The 21,077-nt window shown below is 67.7% G+C and carries 19 protein-coding genes, 1 tRNA gene and 2 rRNA genes; 21 read left to right on the top strand and 1 reads right to left on the bottom strand.

Features of this window, described 5'->3' with window-relative positions:
• The 21 genes from N536_RS0113840 to N536_RS0113740 form a co-directional block, all read left to right on the top strand.
• Nucleotides 1-740: ribosomal RNA gene (locus N536_RS0113840) — 23S ribosomal RNA — on the top strand; the annotation flags it as partial.
• 158 nt (nt 741-898) lie between these two features.
• Nucleotides 899-1,011, top strand: a 5S ribosomal RNA gene (gene rrf, locus N536_RS0113835).
• Nucleotides 1,012-1,154: 143 nt separating this feature from the next.
• Nucleotides 1,155-1,988 (top strand): tetratricopeptide repeat protein, encoded by an 834-nt coding sequence (locus N536_RS0113830; protein ID WP_197040131.1) that lies wholly within the window; start codon nt 1,155-1,157, stop codon nt 1,986-1,988.
• 1 nt (nt 1,989) lies between these two features.
• Nucleotides 1,990-3,024, top strand: coding sequence for an HAD-IIA family hydrolase (locus N536_RS0113825; RefSeq protein ID WP_029114145.1), 1,035 nt, complete (start codon nt 1,990-1,992; stop codon nt 3,022-3,024).
• 13 nt (nt 3,025-3,037) lie between these two features.
• A complete protein-coding gene (locus N536_RS0113820; protein ID WP_029114144.1) occupies nt 3,038-3,223 on the top strand; it encodes a hypothetical protein in 186 nt (61 codons plus the stop codon).
• Between the two features lie 6 nt (nt 3,224-3,229).
• Nucleotides 3,230-4,036 carry a TlyA family RNA methyltransferase gene (locus N536_RS0113815; protein ID WP_029114143.1) on the top strand — a complete coding sequence of 269 codons (807 nt, stop codon included), beginning with the start codon at nt 3,230-3,232 and terminating at the stop codon, nt 4,034-4,036.
• Nucleotides 4,033-4,956, top strand: a complete 924-nt coding sequence (locus N536_RS0113810) for an NAD kinase (protein WP_029114142.1) — start codon at nt 4,033-4,035, stop codon at nt 4,954-4,956. The genes N536_RS0113815 and N536_RS0113810 overlap by 4 nt, the downstream gene beginning before the upstream one ends.
• Entirely contained in the window at nt 4,956-6,719 is a 1,764-nt protein-coding gene (recN, locus tag N536_RS0113805) for a DNA repair protein RecN (protein ID WP_029114141.1), read from the top strand. The genes N536_RS0113810 and recN overlap by 1 nt, the downstream gene beginning before the upstream one ends.
• Nucleotides 6,720-6,812: 93 nt before the next feature.
• Complete coding sequence (gene steA, locus N536_RS0113800) at nt 6,813-7,997, top strand: putative cytokinetic ring protein SteA (protein ID WP_029114140.1); 1,185 nt, start codon at nt 6,813-6,815, stop codon at nt 7,995-7,997.
• A 9-nt stretch (nt 7,998-8,006) separates the two neighbouring features.
• The gene (locus N536_RS0113795) at nt 8,007-8,948 is read left to right on the top strand and encodes a copper transporter (protein WP_029114139.1); all 942 of its coding nucleotides are present in this window, start codon (nt 8,007-8,009) and stop codon (nt 8,946-8,948) included.
• A 132-nt stretch (nt 8,949-9,080) separates the two neighbouring features.
• The gene (locus tag N536_RS38395; RefSeq protein WP_081809187.1) at nt 9,081-10,871 is read left to right on the top strand and encodes a CTP synthase; all 1,791 of its coding nucleotides are present in this window, start codon (nt 9,081-9,083) and stop codon (nt 10,869-10,871) included.
• A complete protein-coding gene (locus tag N536_RS0113785; protein ID WP_029114138.1) occupies nt 10,864-11,484 on the top strand; it encodes an NUDIX hydrolase in 621 nt (206 codons plus the stop codon). The genes N536_RS38395 and N536_RS0113785 overlap by 8 nt, the downstream gene beginning before the upstream one ends.
• Nucleotides 11,481-12,428: a site-specific tyrosine recombinase XerD gene (gene xerD / locus N536_RS0113780; RefSeq protein WP_029114137.1), complete on the top strand. Its 948-nt coding sequence runs from the start codon at nt 11,481-11,483 to the stop codon at nt 12,426-12,428. Before N536_RS0113785 ends, xerD begins: the two co-directional genes overlap by 4 nt.
• A gap of 216 nt (nt 12,429-12,644) precedes the next feature.
• Complete coding sequence (locus N536_RS0113775; protein ID WP_029114136.1) at nt 12,645-13,508, top strand: ParA family protein; 864 nt, start codon at nt 12,645-12,647, stop codon at nt 13,506-13,508.
• A gap of 80 nt (nt 13,509-13,588) precedes the next feature.
• Nucleotides 13,589-14,359, top strand: coding sequence for a segregation/condensation protein A (locus N536_RS0113770; protein WP_231514523.1), 771 nt, complete (start codon nt 13,589-13,591; stop codon nt 14,357-14,359).
• Nucleotides 14,356-15,045, top strand: coding sequence for an SMC-Scp complex subunit ScpB (gene scpB, locus N536_RS0113765; protein WP_029114134.1), 690 nt, complete (start codon nt 14,356-14,358; stop codon nt 15,043-15,045). The genes N536_RS0113770 and scpB overlap by 4 nt, the downstream gene beginning before the upstream one ends.
• A gap of 1 nt (nt 15,046) precedes the next feature.
• Entirely contained in the window at nt 15,047-15,793 is a 747-nt protein-coding gene (locus tag N536_RS0113760; RefSeq protein WP_029114133.1) for a pseudouridine synthase, read from the top strand.
• The gene (gene cmk / locus N536_RS0113755) at nt 15,790-16,476 is read left to right on the top strand and encodes a (d)CMP kinase (RefSeq protein ID WP_029114132.1); all 687 of its coding nucleotides are present in this window, start codon (nt 15,790-15,792) and stop codon (nt 16,474-16,476) included. The genes N536_RS0113760 and cmk overlap by 4 nt, the downstream gene beginning before the upstream one ends.
• Nucleotides 16,473-17,885: a ribosome biogenesis GTPase Der gene (der, locus tag N536_RS0113750; RefSeq protein WP_029114131.1), complete on the top strand. Its 1,413-nt coding sequence runs from the start codon at nt 16,473-16,475 to the stop codon at nt 17,883-17,885. The genes cmk and der overlap by 4 nt, the downstream gene beginning before the upstream one ends.
• Before the next feature lie 59 nt (nt 17,886-17,944).
• Nucleotides 17,945-18,775, top strand: coding sequence for a sulfite exporter TauE/SafE family protein (locus tag N536_RS0113745; RefSeq protein WP_029114130.1), 831 nt, complete (start codon nt 17,945-17,947; stop codon nt 18,773-18,775).
• A 96-nt stretch (nt 18,776-18,871) separates the two neighbouring features.
• Nucleotides 18,872-18,948 (top strand) — tRNA-Pro (locus tag N536_RS0113740).
• A 117-nt stretch (nt 18,949-19,065) separates the two neighbouring features.
• Here the strand turns inward: N536_RS0113740 and N536_RS38390 are convergent.
• Nucleotides 19,066-20,478: an NAD(P)/FAD-dependent oxidoreductase gene (locus N536_RS38390; RefSeq protein WP_036436197.1), complete on the bottom strand. Its 1,413-nt coding sequence runs from the start codon at nt 20,476-20,478 to the stop codon at nt 19,066-19,068.
• Between the last annotated feature and the right edge of the window lie 599 nt (nt 20,479-21,077).

Here is a 21,077-nt window from a genome sequence, read left to right as displayed (position 1 = left end):
TTGTTGAAATACCACTCTGATCGTATTGGGCTTCTAACCTCGAACCGTATATCCGGTTCAGGAACAGTGCCTGGTGGGTAGTTTAACTGGGGCGGTTGCCTCCTAAAGAGTAACGGAGGCGCCCAAAGGTTCCCTCAACCTGGACGGCAATCAGGTGTTGAGTGTAAGTGCACAAGGGAGCTTGACTGCGAGACGTACATGTCGAGCAGGGACGAAAGTCGGGACTAGTGATCCGGCACCCCCCGAGTGGAAGGGGTGTCGCTCAACGGATAAAAGGTACCCCGGGGATAACAGGCTGATCTTCCCCAAGAGTCCATATCGACGGGATGGTTTGGCACCTCGATGTCGGCTCGTCGCATCCTGGGGCTGGAGCAGGTCCCAAGGGTTGGGCTGTTCGCCCATTAAAGCGGCACGCGAGCTGGGTTTAGAACGTCGTGAGACAGTTCGGTCTCTATCCGCCGCGCGCGTCAGAAGCTTGAGGAAACCTGTCCCTAGTACGAGAGGACCGGGACGGACGAACCTCTGGTCTACCAGTTGTCCCACCAGGGGCACGGCTGGATAGCTACGTTCGGACAGGATAACCGCTGAAAGCATCTAAGCGGGAAACCTCTTCCAAGACCAGGCTTCTCACCCATTAAGTGGGATAAGGCCCCCCGCAGACTACGGGATCGATAGACCAGACCTAGAAACCCAGCAATGGGCGCAGGGAACTGGCACTAACCGGCCGAAAACTTACACACAACAAAAACCAGCAATGGTTCAGAGAATGTGTAAGACACCGCAACAAATGACGCGTCCGCAACCACGCAACCACGAATTCACAACACCGCACCCCACCACCAAAAAACACCCCCACCTCGAGTGGCGCGAGTGTTTAGGGCTGAAAATAAAATAGAGTTACGGCGGCAACAGCGGCAGGGAAACGCCCGGACCCATCCCGAACCCGGAAGCTAAGCCTACCAGCGCCGATGATACTACCCATACGGGTGGAAAAGTAGGACACCGCCGAACACCCTTTAAAGAATCGCCCCCCACAATTGCGTGGGGGGCGATTCTGTATTCGGGAATGGACCAATTGAATTCGCCTTCTTCGCGAAGAGTCGAATGGCCCCGTATCCTCTTGCGGGACGGTCCGCAGAACAGGGAAGGCACACGTGGCGAGCGACAGGCAGGACGGCAGCGAAGAGCGACGTCCGCGGCGGGCTTCCAACGCCGGCGGGCCTCCCCGCGGTTCGCGCGATCGCTACGGTGCACCACGGACGTCGAGCCCCGGTCGTGCGCGGCGCGAACAGCCCCGACCGCAGCACGCGGATGATCAATCGCAGCGAACCGGTCCAGCGTTGCCCGCCTCGATCGAAGCCCGGCAATTGGCGCCCGAGATCCGCGGCGAGCTCACCACATTGGACAAGGCAACCGCGGATTACGTTGCGCGACATCTCGTTGCGGCCGGCGAGCTCCTCGATGAGGACCCCGAGGCCGCGCTCGAACACGCCAAGGCTGCCCGCAACCGCGCCGCCAGGATCGCCGCCGTCCGTGAAGCGGTGGGCATCGCGGCCTACCACTGTGGCGATTGGGCGCAAGCCCTCGCCGAACTGCGTGCCGCCCGCCGGATGGGCAGCAAGTCGCCGCTGTTGCCGTTGATCGCGGACTGCGAGCGCGGCGTCGGACGTCCGGAACGGGCCATCGAGTTGGCGAAGAGCGCCGAGGCCGCCGAACTCACCGGGGACGATGCCGACGAACTGCGCATCGTCGTCGCAGGTGCCAGGTCGGACCTCGGGCAGAACGAACAAGCACTGGCCATCCTCGCCTCGCCGCCACTGGATCCGACCCGGACGGGTCAGACGCCGGCGCGCCTGTTCTACGTCTATGCCGAGACTCTGCTCGCGCTCGGGCGCGACGCGGAAGCCTTGCAGTGGTTCATCAATGCCGCTGCCGCCGACCTCGAGGGCGTCACCGACGCCGAAGAACGCATTACGGAGCTGAGCTGACGTGACGACACTCGCGCAGGAGCACGACTGCCTGCTCCTCGACCTCGATGGCACCGTCTTTCGCGGCCACGAGCCGACGCCGGGTTCGGTGGAGACCCTTGCCGCCGTCGAGGCCCGAACCTTGTACGTGACCAACAATGCCTCGCGCGGACCTCACGAGGTCGCCGAGCACCTGGTGGCGCTGGGCTTCGCCGCCAAGCCCGACGACGTCGTCACCAGCGCTCAGAGTGCGGCTCGCTTGCTGGCCACTCAATTGCCCACCGGCTCAACGGTTCTGGTGGTCGGTACGGATGCGCTTGCGGCGGAGGTTAGCAACGTCGGCCTGCGTCCCGTCCGACAGTTTTCAGACGATCCGGTGGCCGTCGTGCAGGGTCACTCGCCGCAGACCGGTTGGGCCGAACTCTGCGAGGCCACCCTCGCCATCCGTGCCGGCGCGGTGTGGGTGGCCGCCAACGTGGACCGCACCCTGCCGTCCGAGCGCGGCCTGCTGCCGGGCAACGGTTCGATGGTCGCCGCGTTGGTTGCGGCCACCGACCGGCAACCTCAGGTCGCGGGCAAGCCACAGCCGACCCTGATGTCGGATGCGCTGGCCCGCGGAACGTTCGACACCCCGTTGGTCGTGGGTGACCGCCTGGACACCGACATCGCCGGGGCCATCGCGACGGGGCTGCCCAGCATGTTGGTGCTCACCGGCGTCAGCACGCCGATCGAGATGATCTACGCCGGCGCGGAGCAGCGCCCGCACTACGTCGCCGCCGATCTGCGCTCGCTGTACGACAGCGCGAGTACGTTGCGCATCGCGCCGCACCCCGCCTGGCGGGTTGACGTCGGAGATCGTGCCGTGACCGTCTACTGGACGGGTCGAGATGCCGAGGATTCCCTGACGGTGGTGCGTGCAACGGCCAGCGCGGTGTGGCAGGCCGGACTGAACGGCCAGCCGCTTCCCGTCATGGGTGGTGACAACACCGCCCACCAGGCGCTGGAACGTTGGTCGCTTCTGCAGGCCCCCGATGGACTCGTGCCCTCCGTCGATTAGCGTGAACGGCGACATGACTACCGATCCGGATCAGATCCGTTCGAACATCGCCGCCTTGCTCGCGGTGCTGCCCGAACCGGACGCAGCGGATGCCGACGTGGAGGACATCGCGACGCGGCTCGAAGAGGCGCACGATCTGTTGGTGCAAGCGCTCGAGTCGGTCGAAAGGGGACCGGCGGCCCCCGGAAACGGCAGGTGAGTGCACGTGGCTCGACGCGCCCGCGTTGACGCGGAGCTGGTGCGGCGCGGCCTGGCGCGTTCGCGTCAGCAGGCCGCCGAGCTCATCGGCGCCGGTCGGGTCAAGATCGACGGCATGCCGGCAGCCAAGCCGGCGACAGCCATCGCCTTGGACGCCAGCCTGACCGTCGCGGGCGAGGAACGCACCTGGGTGTCGCGCGGCGCCCACAAACTCATTGGGGCGCTGGACGCCTTCGGCATATCGGTCCAGGATCGTCGCTGCCTCGACGCGGGCGCGTCGACCGGCGGCTTCACCGAGGTGCTACTGGACAGGGGCGCCGTCGAGGTGGTCGCCGCCGACGTCGGGTACGGCCAGCTCGCATGGCCCCTGCGGTCGGACCCCCGGGTGAGGGTGATGGAGCGCACCAACGTGCGCGAACTGAACGCTGAGGCCATCGGCGGGCCCGTCGACCTCGTGGTGGCGGACCTGTCGTTCATCTCGTTGGCCACCGTGTTGCCCGCGTTGGTGTCGTGCGCGTCGGTGGACGCCGATATCGTTCCCATGGTGAAGCCGCAGTTCGAAGTGGGCAAGGATCGCGTCGGTCCCGGTGGCGTGGTCAGCGACCCCGGGCTGCGGACCGAGACGGTCCTCACCGTCGCGCATCGGGCCGCCGAACTGGGTTGGCACGCCGTCGATGTCACCGCGAGTCCCTTGCCCGGTCCATCCGGAAACGTCGAGTACTTCCTGCGGCTGCGGGCCAGCACCGACCGGCCACTCGCCGGTGATGCGTTGAACGAGGCCGTCGCCCATGCCGTCGCGGAGGGGCCACAGTGACCTGCGAGCGCACGATCCTGCTGGTGGTCCACACCGGCCGCGACGAAGCCACCGAGACCGCACGACGGGTCGAGAAGGTCCTCGGCGACCATGGCATCGGCCTGCGGGTGCTGGCCGCCGAGGCGGTCGATCGCGGGCCCGTCCACCTGGCGCCGGACGACCTGCGGGCCCTCGGCGTCGAAATCGAAGTGGTGGACGCCGACGAGCGTGCGGCGGAGGGCTGCGAGCTGGTGCTCGTCCTCGGCGGTGACGGCACGTTCCTGCGCGCGGCCGAACTGGCCCGCAACGTCGAGATTCCGGTCCTCGGCGTCAATCTCGGCCGGATCGGCTTCCTCGCCGAGGCGGAGGCCGATGCCATCGACACCGTGCTGGACCACGTCATCAAGCGGGATTACCGGGTCGAGGAACGCATGACCCTCGACGTCGTCGTCCGCGTCGAGGGCCGTATCGCCCACCGCGGCTGGGCGCTCAACGAAGCCAGCCTGGAGAAGGGCCCGCGCCTCGGGGTGCTCGGCGTGGTGCTCGAGGTCGACGGCCGGCCGGTGTCGGCGTTCGGCTGCGACGGCGTGCTGGTGTCCACGCCGACGGGATCCACCGCGTACGCCTTCTCCGCGGCCGGGCCGATCCTGTGGCCCGATCTCGAGGCGATCCTGGTGGTGCCCAACAACGCTCACGCGCTCTTCGCGCGCCCGATGGTCACCAGTCCGGACGCGAACATCGCCATCGAGGTCGAGGCGGGTGGTCCCAACGCCATGGTGTTCTGCGACGGCCGCCGGGAGATGGTGGTGCCCGCCGGTGGGCGCCTGGAGGTGACGCGCTGCGGCACACCACTGAAGTGGGTGCGGCTCGACAGCGCTCCCTTCACCGATCGATTGGTGCGCAAGTTCCGCTTGCCCGTCACGGGTTGGCGCGGCCAGTAGTGCTTGCCGAAATCCGGATCGAGGCGCTTGGCGCCATCAACGCCGCCACCGCCGAATTCGACCGCGGGCTCACCGTGTTGACGGGCGAGACTGGAACCGGCAAGACGATGGTGGTCACCGGTCTGCATCTGCTCGGGGGTGCGCGCGCCGACGCCACCCGCGTGCGATCGGGTTCCGAGCGCGCCGTCGTCGAAGGCCGGTTCACCACGACCGAACTGGGCCAGCACGTCGCGGTCAGGATCGACGACATCCTCGATTCCTCGGGTGCCGAGCGCGATGACGACGGCAGCGTGATCGCGGCGCGTTCGGTCAGCCGGGACGGCCCGTCGCGGGCGTACCTCGGCGGCCGCAGCGTGCCCGCCAAGTCCTTGAGTACCTTCACCACCGAACTCCTGGCGCTGCACGGCCAGAACGATCAACTCCGCCTGATGCGACCCGACGAACAGCGCGCGGCACTGGACCGGTTCGTCGACGTCGACGCGCGGCTCGCGCGCTATCGCAACATCCGCGACGAGTGGCTGACGGCCCGCCGCGACCTCGCCGATCGCCGGGCTCGGGTCCGCGAGCTGGCGCAGGAAGCCGACCGGCTGCAGTTCGGGCTCAACGAGATCGACACCGTCGCGCCGCAACCCGGTGAAGACGAGGCGCTGGTGGCCGACATCCGCCGGTTGTCCGAACTGGACGCGTTGCGCGAGGCCGCGCAGTCCGCACGTGCTGCGCTGTCGGGCGAGCTGGACGAGGCGACGGATCCCGACGCGGCGTCGGCGGTCGACGGCGTGAGCCATGCGAAGTCGGCGCTGGAGTCCACCGACGACGCGGTGCTGCGGTCGCTCGGCGACCGGCTCGGCGGCGCGCTGGCCGTCATCGCCGACGTGTCGACCGAGCTGGGTGCCTACCTGAGCGAATTGCCCAGCGACGCAAGCACGTTGGAGACCAAGCTGGCCCGCCAAGGCGAGCTGCGCAACCTCACCCGCAAGTACGCCGCCGACGTCGACGGGGTCTTGGCCTGGGCCGGCGAGGCGCGCGACCGGCTGGCGCAGCTCGACGTCTCCGAAGAAACTCTGGCGGCGCTGGCATCCCGCGTCGACGAACTCCAGGCGGCGCTCGTGGTGGCTGCCGCCGATCTCACCAAGGTCCGCACCAAGGCCGCCAAGGCGCTGGCCAAGGCCGTCACCGCCGAGCTCGCGGGCCTGGCCATGGCCGGCGCCGGGTTCAGCATCTCGGTGGCGCCGCTGGTGGCACGCGCCGACGACTCGGCCCCGCTCTTGCTGCCGTCCGGCGAGACCGTGCACGCCGGACACGACGGGGTGGACGCCGTCGAGTTCGGCTTCACCCCGCACGCCGGATCCGACGTGCTGCCACTCGCGAAGAGCGCTTCGGGTGGTGAACTCTCCCGCGTCATGCTCGCGCTCGAAGTGGTACTGGCGGCGTCCGCCGAGGGCACCACGATGGTGTTCGACGAGATCGACTCGGGCGTGGGCGGACGCGCCGCGGTGCAGATCGGGCGGCGCCTCGCGCGGCTGGCTCGGACCCATCAGGTCATCGTCGTCACGCACCTGCCACAGGTCGCCGCCTACGCCGACGTTCATCTCGTGGTCGACAGCGGAAACGGCCGCGCCAAGTCCAGCGAGGTGCGTCGTCTCGACGACGACGCCCGCGTCGCCGAGTTGGCGAGAATGCTGGCAGGGCTCGGCGAATCGGACAGCGGACGGGCACACGCCCGGGAGCTCCTCGAGGCCGCGAGGCTCGACGTCGCATCGTGAGCCTGTTGCAGATGTGACAGGAGATTACTTCTGGGGCTGATGTTACGGCGCGCCTCCACCTCAACTTGAGGGTTCGCCGACAGAATCGGGCCCATGAAGATGTCAGCGCTGCTTTCGCGTAATGCCGGCCCCCGCCCCGGGGTCGCAGGAACCGCCCGCGTCGACCGTGACATCGATCGGCTGCTCCGGCGCATCGATCCGGGCGACATCGTCGTCATCGACGCGCTGGACCTGGACCGCATCACCGCCGACGCGCTGGTCGACGCCGGCGTCGCGGCGGTGGTCAATGCGTCCCCATCGATTTCGGGCCGCTACCCGAACCTGGGCCCCGAGGTGCTCGTCGCCAACGGCGTGACGCTGATCGACGAAGCGGGCCCCGAGATCTTCAAGAAGATCAAGGACGGCTCGCGGGTCCGCCTGCACAACGGCGGCGTGTACTCGGGCGACCGGCGGATCGCGCTCGGTACCGAACGCACCGACCAAGAGATCCACGAGCTGATGCTCGAGGCGAAGAGCGGCCTGGTCGCCCACCTCGAGGCCTTCGCCGGAAACACCATCGAGTTCATCCGCAGCGAGAGCCCACTGCTCATCGACGGCATGGGCATCCCGGACATCGACGTCGACCTGCACCGCAGGCACGTGGTCGTCGTCGCCGAGGAGCCGAGCGCCGCCGACGACCTCAAGGCGCTCAAGCCGTTCATCAAGGAGTATCAGCCGGTACTGATCGGTGTCGGGACCGGAGCCGACGTGCTGCGCAAGGGCGGCTACCGGCCGGCCCTGATCGTCGGCGACCCCGAGACGATGAGCGTCGAGGTGCTGCGCTCGGGAGCTCAGGTGGTGCTGCCCGCCGACGCCGATGGTCACGCCAAGGGACTCGAGCGCATCCAGGACCTCGGCGTGGGCGCCATGACGTTCCCCGCGGCCGGCTCTGCCGCCGACCTGGCGCTGCTGCTGGCCGATCACCATGGCGCATCCCTGATCGTCACCGCGGGCCACACCGCGAGCATCGAGGAGTTCTTCGACCGCTCGCGGCAGCAGAGCAACCCGTCGACCTTCCTCACCCGGCTCAAGGTCGGGGAGAAGCTCGTCGACGCCAAGGCCGTTGCCACCCTCTACCGCAGCCGGGTCTCCGGTGGCGCCATCGCACTTCTGGTGCTGGCCATGCTGATCGCCGTCATCGTGGCGCTGTGGGTGTCACGCACCGATGCCACGGTCCTGCAGTGGATGTCGGATTACTGGGATCGGTTCCTGCTCTGGGTCCAAGGTTTCGTCACCTAGGGGGCACGCATGATTTCCCTTCGTTCGCATGCCATTTCGTTGGCGGCGGTCTTCCTCGCGCTCGCCGTCGGCGTGGCGTTGGGGTCCGGCCTGCTGTCGAACACGCTGTTGTCCGGTCTGCGCGACGACAAGCACGAGATGCAGAACCAGATCAACGGTCTGACGGACGACAAGAACGGACTCAACGAAAAGCTCAGCGCCGCTGGTGAATTCGACGCGCAGATGGCGCCGCGGATACTCAGGGACGCGCTCACCGGGAAGTCGGTCGTACTGTTCCGCACGCCCGATGCCGCCGACGACGACGTCGAGGCACTCACCCGATTCGTCGGTGATGCGGGCGGCACCGTCGCGGGCACCATCGCGCTGACGCAAGAGTTCGTCGACGCCAACTCCGCGGAGAAGCTGCTCTCGGTGGTGAACTCGCCGATCGTCCCTGCCGGACGTCAGTTGAGCACCAAGTTGGTGGATCAGGGATCGCAGGCAGGCGACCTGCTCGGCATCGCCCTGCTCAGAGGCAAGGACCCCGCGGCGCCCGCCGTGGACGACACCCAACGCGACACCGTGCTGAGCACTCTGCGCGACACCGGCTTCATCACCTACGGCGGCGAGCGCATCGGTGCCGCCGACACCGCCCTCATCGTCACCGGAGGTGGACTGGCGGAGGACGCAGGCAACCAGGGCGCCAGCGTCGCACGCTTCGCCGCCGGCCTGGCGCCGCACGGCACGGGCACCGTCATCGCGGGACGGGACGGGTCCGGGTCGGGCACCGCCGCGGTCGCCGTCACCAGATCGGACGCGGCCCTCACGAGCGTCGTGAGCACCGTCGACGACGTCGACAGCCAATCCGGCCGGCTCACCGCGGTGCTGGCGTTGCAGGAACTGGCCGGCGGCGGCCGGCCCGGCCAGTACGGCATCGGGCAGGGCGCGACGGCCGTGACGGTGCCTCAGTAGAGCTCGCCATCGGCGCGCCAACGACGGGTTGTCGGTGTCGGTGTTAGGGTGAGATTCCGTGGGTCGGCAGGCCCCAGGCCAGGTCTTCGCCTGGTCAAGCAAGTCCTGCCCCATCGGCCACGGAGGTTGCACTTGCCATCGTTACGCAAGCACCCGCAGACCGCGACCAAGCATCTGTTCGTCAGCGGGGGTGTGGCGTCGTCTCTCGGCAAGGGCCTCACCGCAAGCAGTCTCGGACAGCTGCTGACGGCGCGCGGCCTGCAGGTGACGATGCAGAAACTCGATCCCTATCTCAACGTCGACCCAGGAACGATGAACCCGTTCCAGCACGGGGAGGTGTTCGTCACCGAGGACGGTGCCGAGACCGACCTCGACGTCGGGCACTACGAGCGGTTCCTCGACCGCAATCTGTCGGGATGGGCGAATGTCACCACGGGGCAGGTGTATTCGGCGGTCATCGCCAAGGAGCGCCGCGGCGAGTACCTCGGTGACACCGTCCAGGTCATCCCGCACATCACCGACGAGATCAAGAGCCGCATCCTGGCCATGGCGCAGCCGGACGCCGACGGCAACCGGCCCGACGTCGTGATCACGGAGATCGGCGGCACCGTCGGCGACATCGAATCGCTGCCGTTCCTCGAAGCTGCCCGGCAGGTCCGGCACGAGGTGGGTCGCGACAACGTGTTCTTCCTGCACGTGTCCCTGGTGCCCTACCTGGCACCGTCGGGTGAGCTGAAGACGAAACCGACCCAGCACTCGGTCGCCGCGCTGCGCAGCATCGGCATCTCGCCCGACGCGCTGATCCTGCGCTGTGACCGCGACGTGCCCGAACCGCTCAAGAACAAGATCGCCTTGATGTGCGACGTCGACATCGACGGCGTGATCTCGACGCCCGACGCGCCGTCGATCTACGACATCCCCAAGGTCCTGCACCGCGAGGAGCTCGACGCCTACGTGGTGCGGCGGCTGAACCTGCCGTTCCGCGACGTCGACTGGACCGAGTGGGACGATCTGCTGCGCCGCGTGCACGAGCCGCAGGAGACCGTGCGGATCGCGTTGGTGGGCAAGTACATCGACCTGTCCGATGCGTACCTGTCGGTGGCCGAGGCGCTGCGGGCAGGCGGTTTCGCCCACCACGCCAAGGTCGAGATCCGCTGGGTGGCCTCCGACGACTGCCAGACCGACGCAGGCGCGGCGGCCGCGCTCAACGACGTGCACGGCGTGCTGATTCCCGGCGGGTTCGGCATCCGCGGCATCGAGGGCAAGCTCGGTGCCATCAAGTTCGCCCGCAAGCACGGCGTGGCGGTGCTGGGCCTGTGTCTGGGTCTGCAGTGCATCGTCATCGAGGCGGCCCGATCGGTCGGGATCGGCGAGGCCAACTCCTCGGAGTTCGACCCCACGACGCCCGATCCGGTGATCTCGACCATGGCCGACCAGCGGGACGCGGTCGCCGGGGAGGCCGATCTCGGCGGAACCATGCGCCTCGGCGCGTATCCCGCCGTCCTCGAGCCCGGATCGATTGTGGCCAAGGCGTATCAGGCCACCGACGTGTCCGAGCGGCACCGGCACCGATTCGAGGTCAACAACGCCTACCGGGACCGCATCGCCGAGAGCGGGTTGAAGTTCTCCGGAACCTCGCCCGACGGGCACCTGGTCGAGTTCGTCGAATACGACGCCGACGTGCACCCGTTCATCGTCGGCACCCAGGCCCACCCCGAGCTGAAGAGTAGACCGACCCGTCCGCACCCCTTGTTCGTGGCGTTCATCGGCGCGGCGCTCGATTACAAGGCCGCTGAGCGCCTGCCCATGGAGATCAGCGAGCAGCGCGCCAACGGCACCGAGGAGCGCGTGCGGGAGGAGCTGAGTTCGGCGCAGTCCGAGGACGTCGCACAACGGCTGCAAGAGCCCGTGCATCGTGGCTGACCACGACTTCGAGACCATCGACAGCGAAACCCTGCACGTCGGAAAGATCTTCGCGCTGCGCGCGGATGAGGTGCGGATGCCCGGTGGCGGCACGGCCCGCCGCGAGGTCGTCGAGCACTTCGGTGCCGTGGCGATCGTCGCGCTGGACGACGAGCGCAACGTCGTTCTGGTCTACCAATACCGCCATCCGGTCGGCCGTCGGCTGTGGGAACTGCCCGCCGGGCTGCTCGACATGGGGGACGAGCCGCCGCACGAGACCGCCGCGCGCGAACTCGAGGAGGAAGCCGGGCTGGCCGCGCAGCAGTGGCGGGTACTGGTCGACATCATCTCCGCGCCGGGGTTCAGCGACGAGAGCGTGCGGGTTTATCTAGCGACCGGGCTGACCGACGTCGGCCGGCCGGAGGCTCACGACGAGGAAGCCGATCTGACTGTGAAGCGGACGCCGTTGGACGACGCCGTGCAGATGGTGTTGGACGGCGAGATCGTGAATTCGATTGCCGTTGCGGGGATTTTGGCCGCACACGCAATGGCCGAGCCGGAATCGCTGCGACCCGTCGACGCGCCGTGGATCGATCGGTCGACCAGGTTCCGCTCGCGCAAGGCCAGAACTTGACCGCATTTAGGTGCGCCCTCGACGACCAGGTTCAGGGCTACCTCGACCACCTCACCATCGAGCGCGGGGTGGCCACCAACACGCTGACCTCCTACCGCCGAGACCTGCGTCGCTACGCCGAGCACCTTGCGTTGCGCAGCGTCGACGACCTGCGCGACGTCACCGAAACCGACGTCACCGACTTCCTGGTCGCGCTGCGCAAGGGTGACCCCGACGCCGGCGTCGTCCCGCTGTCCGCCGTCTCCGCGGCCCGCGCCCTGATTGCGGTGCGGGGGTTGCACCGCTTCGCCGCCGCCGAGGGACTGACCGATCTCGATGTGGCCCGCGAGGTGAAGCCACCGACGCCGAGCCGTCGACTGCCCAAGAGTCTCACCGTCGACGAGGTGCTCGCGCTGCTGGACGGCGCCGGCGGCGACAGCGAGGCCGACGGGCCGCTGACGCTGCGCAACCGGGCCCTGCTCGAAGTGCTGTATTCGACGGGGGCGCGGATCTCGGAGGCCGTCGGCTTGGACGTCGACGACGTCGACACCCACTCTCGGTCGGTGCTGCTGCGGGGCAAGGGCGGCAAGCAGCGCCTGGTGCCGATCGGCAGGCCCGCCGTCAGCGCGCTCGACGCCTATCTGGTGCGCGGTCGGCCCGACTTGGCCCGGCGCGGGAAGGGGACGCCTGCGATCTTCCTCAACGCGCGCGGCGGGCAACTTTCTCGGCAAAGCGCCTGGCAGGTGCTGCAGGACGCCGCGGCGCGGGCAGGGATATCGGCCGCCGTCTCGCCCCACACGCTGCGGCACTCGTTCGCGACGCACCTGCTGGAGGGCGGCGCCGACGTCCGTGTGGTGCAGGAACTGCTCGGCCACGCGTCGGTGACGACCACGCAGATCTACACCCTGGTCACGGTCAACGCGCTGCGCGAAGTGTGGGCCGGGGCGCATCCACGGGCGCGGTAGGCGCTCGTCAGCCTAGGTATTCGGACTCGAGCACGAGGTCGGCGAGCAGGGAGCGGATTGCGCCGCTTCAAGCTCACGATGCCCACCCTAGGTGGGCCCTTCGTCGAATCGGACGGCTCGGTTGCCCGCGGGTCGGCCGTTCCCGGCCTGCTCAACCGTTAGACTTCACCCGATGTTCGCCATGGGTATGGGTCGCCTGAGCAGCGACGGTCCCTCGTGACCGACGACGCCGCAACGACCGATGGCACGAGCCTGACCGGGCGCCCACCCAGGTTGATCCCCGAACCCAAGCCCAAGAGTGTGCACGGACCGGCGAAGGTCATCGCCATGTGCAACCAGAAGGGCGGCGTCGGCAAGACGACGTCGACCATCAACCTGGGCGCCAGCTTGGCCGAATACGGCAGGCGCGTGTTGCTGGTCGACCTCGACCCGCAGGGCGCGCTCTCCGCAGGCCTTGGCGTCCCGCACTACGAACTGGACCACACGGTGCACAACCTGCTGGTCGAGCCGCGGGTGTCGATCGACGACGTGCTGATCAAGACCCGGGTCAAGGGCCTCGACCTGGTGCCGAGCAACATCGACCTGTCGGCCGCCGAGATCCAACTGGTCAACGAGGTCGGTCGGGAGCAGTCGCTGGCGCGCGCCCTGTACCCGGTCCTGGACCGCTACGACTACGTGTTGATCGACTGCCAGCCCTCACTCGGACTGCTCACCGTCAACGGGCTCGCGTGCGCCGACGGCGTGATCATTCCCACCGAGTGCGAGTACTTCTCGCTGCGTGGTCTGGCGTTGCTGACCGACACCGTCGAGAAGGTCCATGACCGACTCAACCCCAAGCTGAGCATCAGCGGCATCCTCATCACGCGCTTCGACACGCGCACCGTGAACGCCCGCGAGGTGATGGCGCGTGTCCTGGAGCGGTTCGGTGATCTAGTCTTCGACACCGTGATCGCCAGGACCGTCCGATTCCCAGAGACCAGCGTCGCCGGCGAGCCCATCACCACGTGGGCACCCAAATCCGGTGGCGCACAAGCATATCGGTCGCTGGCGCGTGAGGTCATCGACCGGTTCGGCGTGTGAGCGGCGAGACCACTTCGGAGGCAGCAACCGCCCCGGCGGCGGAACCGGAGGCGGAAGCCGCGCCGGGTTTCCAGGTCCGGCTGAGCAACTTCGAAGGTCCCTTCGACCTGCTGCTGCAGCTGATCTTCGCGCATCGCCTCGACGTCACCGAAGTGGCGTTGCACACGGTCACCGACGACTTCATCGCGTACACCAAGGCGGCCGCCAAGCAGCTCGACCTCGACGAGACCACCGCGTTCCTGGTGATCGCCGCCACACTGCTCGACCTCAAGGCTGCCCGGCTGCTGCCGTCGGGCGAGGTGCACGACGAGGAAGACCTCGCGCTGCTCGAAGTGCGTGACCTGCTGTTCGCCCGATTGCTGCAGTACCGCGCCTACAAGCACGTCGCGGAGATGTTCGCCGAGTTGGAGGCTGCCGCGCTGCGCAGTTACCCCCGCGCGGTGGCGCTGGAGGATCGGTACGAAGACCTGTTGCCCGAGGTCATGCTGGGTGTGGACGCCGAACGGTTCGCGCAGATCGCCGCGGCCGTGTTCACCCCGCGGCCGGTGCCGACGGTGGGCACCGGGCACCTCCACGTGCCCGCAGTGTCGGTGCCTGAGCAGGCACGGCACGTCCTGAGGATGCTCGAGGAGCGGGGAATCGGGCAGTGGGCGACGTTCTCCGAACTGGTTGCCGACTGTTCGGGCGGGATCGAGATCGTGGGGCGGTTCCTGGCGCTGCTCGAATTGTTCCGGGCCCGGGCGGTAGCATTCGAGCAAGTAGAACCGCTTGGAGTGCTGCAGGTTTCGTGGACCGGCGACCAGCCGACCAACGAGCACCTGGCGGCCGCGGTGGAAGAGACAGATTCATGACAGACGAAATCGGCGATACCGACCTGGGCATCGACGTCGCAGAACCCCCGGAATTGGACGACGCCGAGCTCGGCGCGGCGCTGGAGGCCCTGCTGCTCGTGGTGGACACTCCGGTGTCCGCGGACGCGTTGGCCTCGGCCCTCGATCAGCCCGCGTACCGCGTGGCGGCGAAGCTGCGGCTGATGGCCGACGAGCTCACCGCCCGCGAGAGTGGCATCGACCTCCGCGAGGCCGGCGGTGGCTGGCGGATGTACACCCGGGCCAGCTTCGCCCCGTACGTCGAGCGGCTGCTGCTCGACGGCACCCGCTCGAAACTGACCAGGGCGGCGCTCGAGACGCTGGCCGTGGTCGCCTACCGGCAACCGGTCACCCGTGCACGGGTGAGCGCGGTGCGCGGCGTGAACGTCGACGCGGTGATGCGCACCCTGCTGGCGCGCGGTCTGATCACCGAGGCGGGCGTCGATCCCGATTCTGGCGCAGCAACTTTCGCGACCACCGAGATGTTCCTCGAGCGCCTGGGGTTGTCGTCATTGACCGACCTTCCCGACCTCGCGCCGCTGCTGCCGGATGTCGACGTCATCGACGACATCACCGCGTCGATGGGGGATGAGCCGCGTTTCGTCCGGCTCGGCGGGGCTCAGGCTGCCAGCGAGCAGCCGTTGTCGTTCGACGTGGATAGGGACTGACATGGCCGAACCAGATGAGGGCGTCCGGCTGCAGAAGGTGTTGTCGCAGGCCGGAGTTGCCTCGCGCCGGGTGGCCGAGAAGATGATCATCGACGGCCGCGTCGAGGTCGACGGCGTCATCGTCACCGAACTCGGCACCCGCGTCGACCCCGACGCGTCGCTGATCCGGGTGGACGGCGCGCGGATCCAGGTCGACGACACGATGGTCTACCTCGCGATCAACAAAGAGCGCGGGATGCATTCGACGATGTCGGACGACCAGGGCAGGCCGTGCGTCGGCGACCTCGTCGAGTATCGGGTTCGCGGCAACAAGAAGCTGTTCCACGTGGGGCGCCTCGACGCCGACACCGAAGGGCTGTTGTTGCTCACCAACGACGGCGAACTGGCGCACCGCTTGATGCACCCGTCGTACGAGGTGCCCAAGACCTACCTGGCCACCGTGCTCGGCACGGTGCCGCGCGGGCTGGGCAAGAAGCTGCGGGCCGGCGTCGAATTGGAGGACGGGCCCGTGCACGTCGACGACTTCGCGGTGGTGGATGCCGTGCCCGGTCGGTCGCTGTTGAAGGTGACGCTGCACGAGGGGCGCAAGCGCATCGTCCGGCGGCTGTTGGCCAAGGTCGGCTTCCCGGTGCAGGAACTGGTGCGCACCGACATCGGCACGGTGTCGCTTGGCGAGCAGCGTCCCGGCAGCATCCGAGTGTTGACCAGCAAGGAGATCGGCGAACTGTACAAGGCGGTGGGGATGTGAGCGACTCCGTGACGATCGCCGTCGACGGACCGGCAGGAACGGGAAAGTCTTCGGTGTCAAGGGGATTGGCGCGTGCGCTTGGCGCGCGTTACCTCGACACCGGGTCGATGTACCGGATCGTGACGCTGGCCGCACTGCGCGCCGGTGTCGACGTGAACGACGCCGTCGCGGTGGGATCGGTGGCGGAGCACGTCGACATGGCCGTCGGTTTCGACCCCGACGAGGAGCGTTCCTACCTTGGGGGAGAAGATGTTTCGGCGGAGATCCGCGGCGACGCGGTGACCGGGGCGGTGTCTGCCGTATCGGCGGTGCCTGCCGTGCGGACCCGCCTCGTGCAGCGGCAGCGCGAGCTGGCCGCAGGTCCGGGCAGCGTCGTGGTGGAGGGCCGGGACATCGGCACGGTGGTGCTTCCCGATGCCGACGTCAAGATCTTCCTGACCGCGTCGGCCGAGGAGCGGGCGCGCCGACGCAACGATCAGAACATCGCGAACGGGCTCGGCGACGACTACGCCGCAGTACTTGCCGACGTTCGCCGCCGCGACCACCTGGACTCCACCCGCGTGGTGTCGCCGTTGCGGGCGGCGGACGACGCGATGGTCGTCGACTCCAGTGACATGACCGAATCCGAAGTGGTGGCGCACCTCTTGGACGTCGTCGAACAACGCGCCGGGGCAAGACAATGACTTCTGAATCCGATGGAACCTGGGTCGACGAGGGCGACTGGGAGCTGACGCCGGAAGACGTCGCGGCCGAAGTCGAGGAGGCGTCGGTGCCGCCGCCGGTGGTCGCCGTCGTCGGACGGCCCAACGTCGGAAAGTCGACGCTCGTGAACCGCATCCTGGGGCGGCGCGAGGCGGTCGTCCAGGACATTCCGGGGGTGACGCGGGATCGGGTGTCCTACGAGGCGAACTGGCTCGGTCGCCGGTTCTTCGTGCAGGACACCGGCGGCTGGGAACCCGACGCCAAGGGCCTGCAGCAGCTGGTGGCCGAACAGGCGTCGGTGGCGATGCGCACCGCGGACGCCATCATCCTCGTGGTCGACGCCGTCGTCGGGGCGACCGCTGCCGACGAGGCTGCGGCCAAGCGGTTGCAACGTGCCGGCAAGCCAGTGTTCTTGGCGGCCAACAAGGTCGACAGCGAGCGCGTCGAGTCGGAGGCCGCCGCGTTGTGGTCGCTCGGACTGGGTCAGCCCCATTCGATCAGTGCGATGCACGGCCGCGGTGTGGCCGATCTGCTCGACACCGTCGTCGACGCGCTGCCCGAGGCGTCCGCGGTCGGGTCCGGCAGCGGGGGACCGCGACGGGTGGCGCTTGTCGGCAAGCCGAACGTCGGCAAGAGTTCGCTGTTGAATCGGCTGACCGGCGATGAGCGGTCGGTGGTTCACGATGTCGCGGGCACCACCGTGGATCCGGTGGACTCGCTGATCGAATTGGACGGCAAGACTTGGCGTTTCGTCGACACTGCCGGTCTGCGTCGCAAGGTGGGCCAGGCGAGCGGGCACGAGTTCTACGCGTCGGTGCGCACGCATGGCGCCATCGACGCCGCCGAGGTGGTCGTCGTCCTGATCGATGCGTCGCAGCCGCTGACCGAACAGGATCAGCGGGTGTTGACCATGGTGATCGAGGCGGGTCGCGCCTTGGTGCTCGCGTTCAACAAATGGGATCTGGTCGACGAGGACCGGCGCTATCTGCTGGACCGCGAGATCGACCTGGATCTGGCGCAGGTGCAGTGGGCGCAGCGGGTGAACATCTCGGCGAAGACCGGCCGCGCGGTGCAGAAGCTGGTGCCCGCGCTGGAGAGTGCGCTCGCATCTTGGGACGCCCGCATCTCGACGGGCCGGCTCAACACGTTCATCAAGGAAGTGGTGGCCGCGCACCCGCCGCCGGTCCGGGGTGGCAAGCAGCCGAAGATCCTCTTCGTCACCCAGGCGACCGCCCGGCCACCCACGTTCGTGCTGTTCACGTCCGGGTTCCTGGAGGCCGGGTACCGGCGGTTCATCGAGCGCAGGCTGCGTGAGGAGTTCGGCTTCGAGGGCAGCCCTGTCCGCATCAACGTGCGCGTCCGGGAGAAGCGATCCGGAGCGAAGCGCTAGCACATTTGAACTCCCCGAGCGGTTGAAACCGCAAAGGTTGCTCTCGCTAGGGTTGTTGGGTGCCCATCGTCGACATCTTCCTGATCGCGCTGGCCGGGGTGGGAGCCGGAGCGATCAACGCCGTCGTCGGTTCGGGCACGTTGATCACGTTCCCCACGCTCGTCGCGCTCGGGTATCCGCCGGTGACCGCGACGATGTCGAATGCCGTCGGCCTGGTTGCCGGTGGCATCTCCGGCACGTGGGGGTATCGACGTGAACTGCGCGGCCAGTGGCACCGGCTTCGGTGGCAGATTCCGGCGTCGCTGGTCGGCGCCGGAGTGGGCGCCTGGCTGCTGCTGCACCTGTCGGAGAAGGTATTCACCGCCGTCGTGCCGGTGCTGCTGATCGGCGCGCTGCTGCTGGTGGTGTTCGGCCCGCGGATTCAGGCGTGGGCGCGTCGGCGCGCCGAGAGTGACCGACTGGAGCACGTCCCAGGCAGCGGGTCAGTGGGTCTGAGTGGCGACGCCGAACCGGTGGAGCACGTGTCGAGGGGCCGGATGGCCGCGCTGGTCGTGGCGACGTTCGCCGTCGGCATCTACGGGGGCTACTTCACCGCCGCGCAGGGCATCCTGCTGATCGGCGCGATGGGGGCGCTGCTGCCGGAGTCGATGCAGCGGATGAACGCGGCGAAGAACCTGCTGTCACTGCTCGTCAACGTGGTGGCGGCGGTGGCGTACACGGTGGTGGCGTTCGACCGGATCAGCTGGATCGCGGCCGGGTTGATCGCGGTGGGCTCGCTGATCGGCGGGTTCCTCGGCGCTCACTACGGGCGTCGGCTCTCACCGAACGCGCTGCGCGTGGTGATCGTGGTGGTCGGTCTGATCGGGCTGTACCGGCTCCTGATGCTCTGATTCCTGGGCGGTTGCGCAGGGCGCGACCGTGATTGGGATCGCGGGCGGGGCCTGCGGTAGGCTCACGTGCTGCTGCTGGCGATCCCAGCGGCACCACGGGCTGTGGCGCAGTTTGGTAGCGCACTTGACTGGGGGTCAAGTGGTCGCAGGTTCAAATCCTGTCAGCCCGACCACAAAAACGGTATCTGACCTGGCGTTTTAGATTTTGGGCCGATCGCACACAACGCGACCGCGAGCCCTAACGAACGGGATGCTGGTGAACGTATGCGGCATCTGCTGGTAGGTCGGGTTCAGCGCTCCATCTCAGACACCTGGCCACCGACGTGGAGGTTGAGTTGCTCGGCGGCGCGGTATGCCGCTCGGCCGAGAATTGCTGCATAGGTCGGTACCGACAGCGGAACCCGGGCCAGGTCGTCCACCCGCATCCGCCCTGCAATTGCCACGGCCACGACTTGAACAATTTCGACGGCCCGTTCGCCCACCACGTGACAGCCCAGGATGGTGGACGTGGCGCGGTCGACGATCAGCTTGCAGAACCCGGTGGTGCGGCCGTCGATGATGGCGCGTGTGTTGCCGTCGAAGTGAATCGTGGTGACGACCACATCGTGTGATGCGCGGGCTTTGGACTCGGTCAGTCCCACTTGTGCGTACTCGGGGTCGGTGAAGCTGCCGATTGGACTTACTTGATCTGCAATCGTGGTCGTCGCGCCGCGCACGGCGTTGGTGGCCGCTAGTAGACCGTCGTGAACGGCGTGTGGAACCAGCATGAGTCGACCGGTGACGTCTCCGGCGGCGAACACGTGGGGCGCAGTGGTCTGAAGGTAGGAATCGACGCGCACGTATCCCCGCGCATCGGTCTCTACTCCGACGTTGGCCAAGCCCAGCCCGGCGCTATCGGCAACCCAGCCGACCGCGACGACAGCGATTGCCGCTTCTGCGCTGTCGTGCCTGCCGTCCTTGGAAAACACCATCCGTACGCCGTCGGTGGTTTTCTCGAATGCTTCGATGGTGCCGAAGTCTTCGCGTACCACGATGCCTGATTCGCGGAATGCGGCGGCGACAGCCACGGAGACGTCTTCGTCCTCGGTGGGCAGGATGCGCGGGCCGGCCTGGAGGAGTTGCACTCGAGAGCCGAAAGCGTTGAAGATCGAGGCGACCTGGACTCCGGTCGCTCCTGCTCCCACGACGAGCATCGATGGCGGGATCGTGGTTAGGGCCCAGGCATCGCTGTGGGTTGCGGTCAGCTCGAAGCCGGGGACCGGTAGCCGTCGGCTGGTGCCGCCGGCGCAGATGATGAATTTGTCGGCTTGTAGCCGTAGCCCACTGTCGGTTTCGATGGTGTGCGGATCGACGAACCTTGCGGTGCCCGCCTTTTCGTGGGTCGTCACACCCAACTCGTCTAGGTACTCGCGCCGAAGTGAATGGGCACGCACTTCATCGACGACCTCGCGGACGCGGGAGAGCAGTTGCGGATACGAAAGGGTCGGCTCGCTCACGGCGATGCCGTAGCGACCGAGCTGGGAAGCCTCCCGGATCAGCCGGCCAGCGTGAGCCAGTGTGCGAACTGGCACCGGTCCGTCATTGGCCCCCATGCCGCCGAACTGGTCGCGGGCGATCAGCGTCGTGTTGGCGCCGAGGACGGCGGCACGATACGCGGCGAAAACACCGGCCGGGCCGGCACCGATAACGATGACATCTGCCACGCTCTGACTCCTGACCTCGGCCCGAGCACCGTCAACCGCACGCGTGGCACGACAGAGGAGTGCCCGGGCCGGGGTGTCTGTCGGACCTCGAGATTCCTGCTCGCCAGCGATAGTGCCCGATGCGGGTCGGCACCCGCCTCGAGCCAGAATTCCGCCGCGTGGTCGGCGAAGACCTCGGGATGCTGCGCGACGAGTTCGTCGTCTCAGGCGTCATAACCCGAAGCGAAGGCAAGCCCCCTCTTCAATCACGAGGGTCCCCCTCCGTGAGCCGCCCGTCGCCATTGAGTATTCGCTCTCGATCAGCGCGCCACGGAGTTTCGCCAAGATCGAGCCAGAGTATTTACGTATTCGTCGGCTCCGCTGCGGCAGGCTGTATCGCATACCGGCTTGAAGGACCCTCCAGCCACGTGCCGCATAAAGAGAACGCTGTCACAAGCGGTGCAGATTGGGGGAGTCGAGCGGAGACGGCCTGAGGCGTTTTGTGCAGGTGAACATGCATCCCAATACCTTGCAGCGCAACGCAATTCGGCCTCGCCCGGCTTTGGGGGTCAAGTGGGCGCAGGTTCAAATCCTGTCAGCCCGACCATGAGAAGTAGGCT

The organism is Mycobacterium sp. URHB0044, from assembly GCF_000620625.1.
Lineage (GTDB): Bacteria > Actinomycetota > Actinomycetes > Mycobacteriales > Mycobacteriaceae > Mycobacterium.
Note: the sequence above shows the minus strand (reverse complement) of the source record. Positions and strands in the feature narration are given on the sequence as shown.

Excerpts from the sequence above, each read along its gene's own strand:
- N536_RS0113820 (WP_029114144.1), top strand. The coding sequence starts at position 3,038 with ATGACTACCGATCCGGATCAGATCCGTTCGAACATCGCCGCCTTGCTC.
- steA (WP_029114140.1), top strand. The coding sequence starts at position 6,813 with ATGAAGATGTCAGCGCTGCTTTCGCGTAATGCCGGCCCCCGCCCCGGG.
- N536_RS0113795 (WP_029114139.1), top strand. The coding sequence starts at position 8,007 with ATGATTTCCCTTCGTTCGCATGCCATTTCGTTGGCGGCGGTCTTCCTC.
- scpB (WP_029114134.1), top strand. The coding sequence starts at position 14,356 with ATGACAGACGAAATCGGCGATACCGACCTGGGCATCGACGTCGCAGAA.
- N536_RS0113760 (WP_029114133.1), top strand. The coding sequence starts at position 15,047 with ATGGCCGAACCAGATGAGGGCGTCCGGCTGCAGAAGGTGTTGTCGCAG.
- der (WP_029114131.1), top strand. The coding sequence starts at position 16,473 with ATGACTTCTGAATCCGATGGAACCTGGGTCGACGAGGGCGACTGGGAG.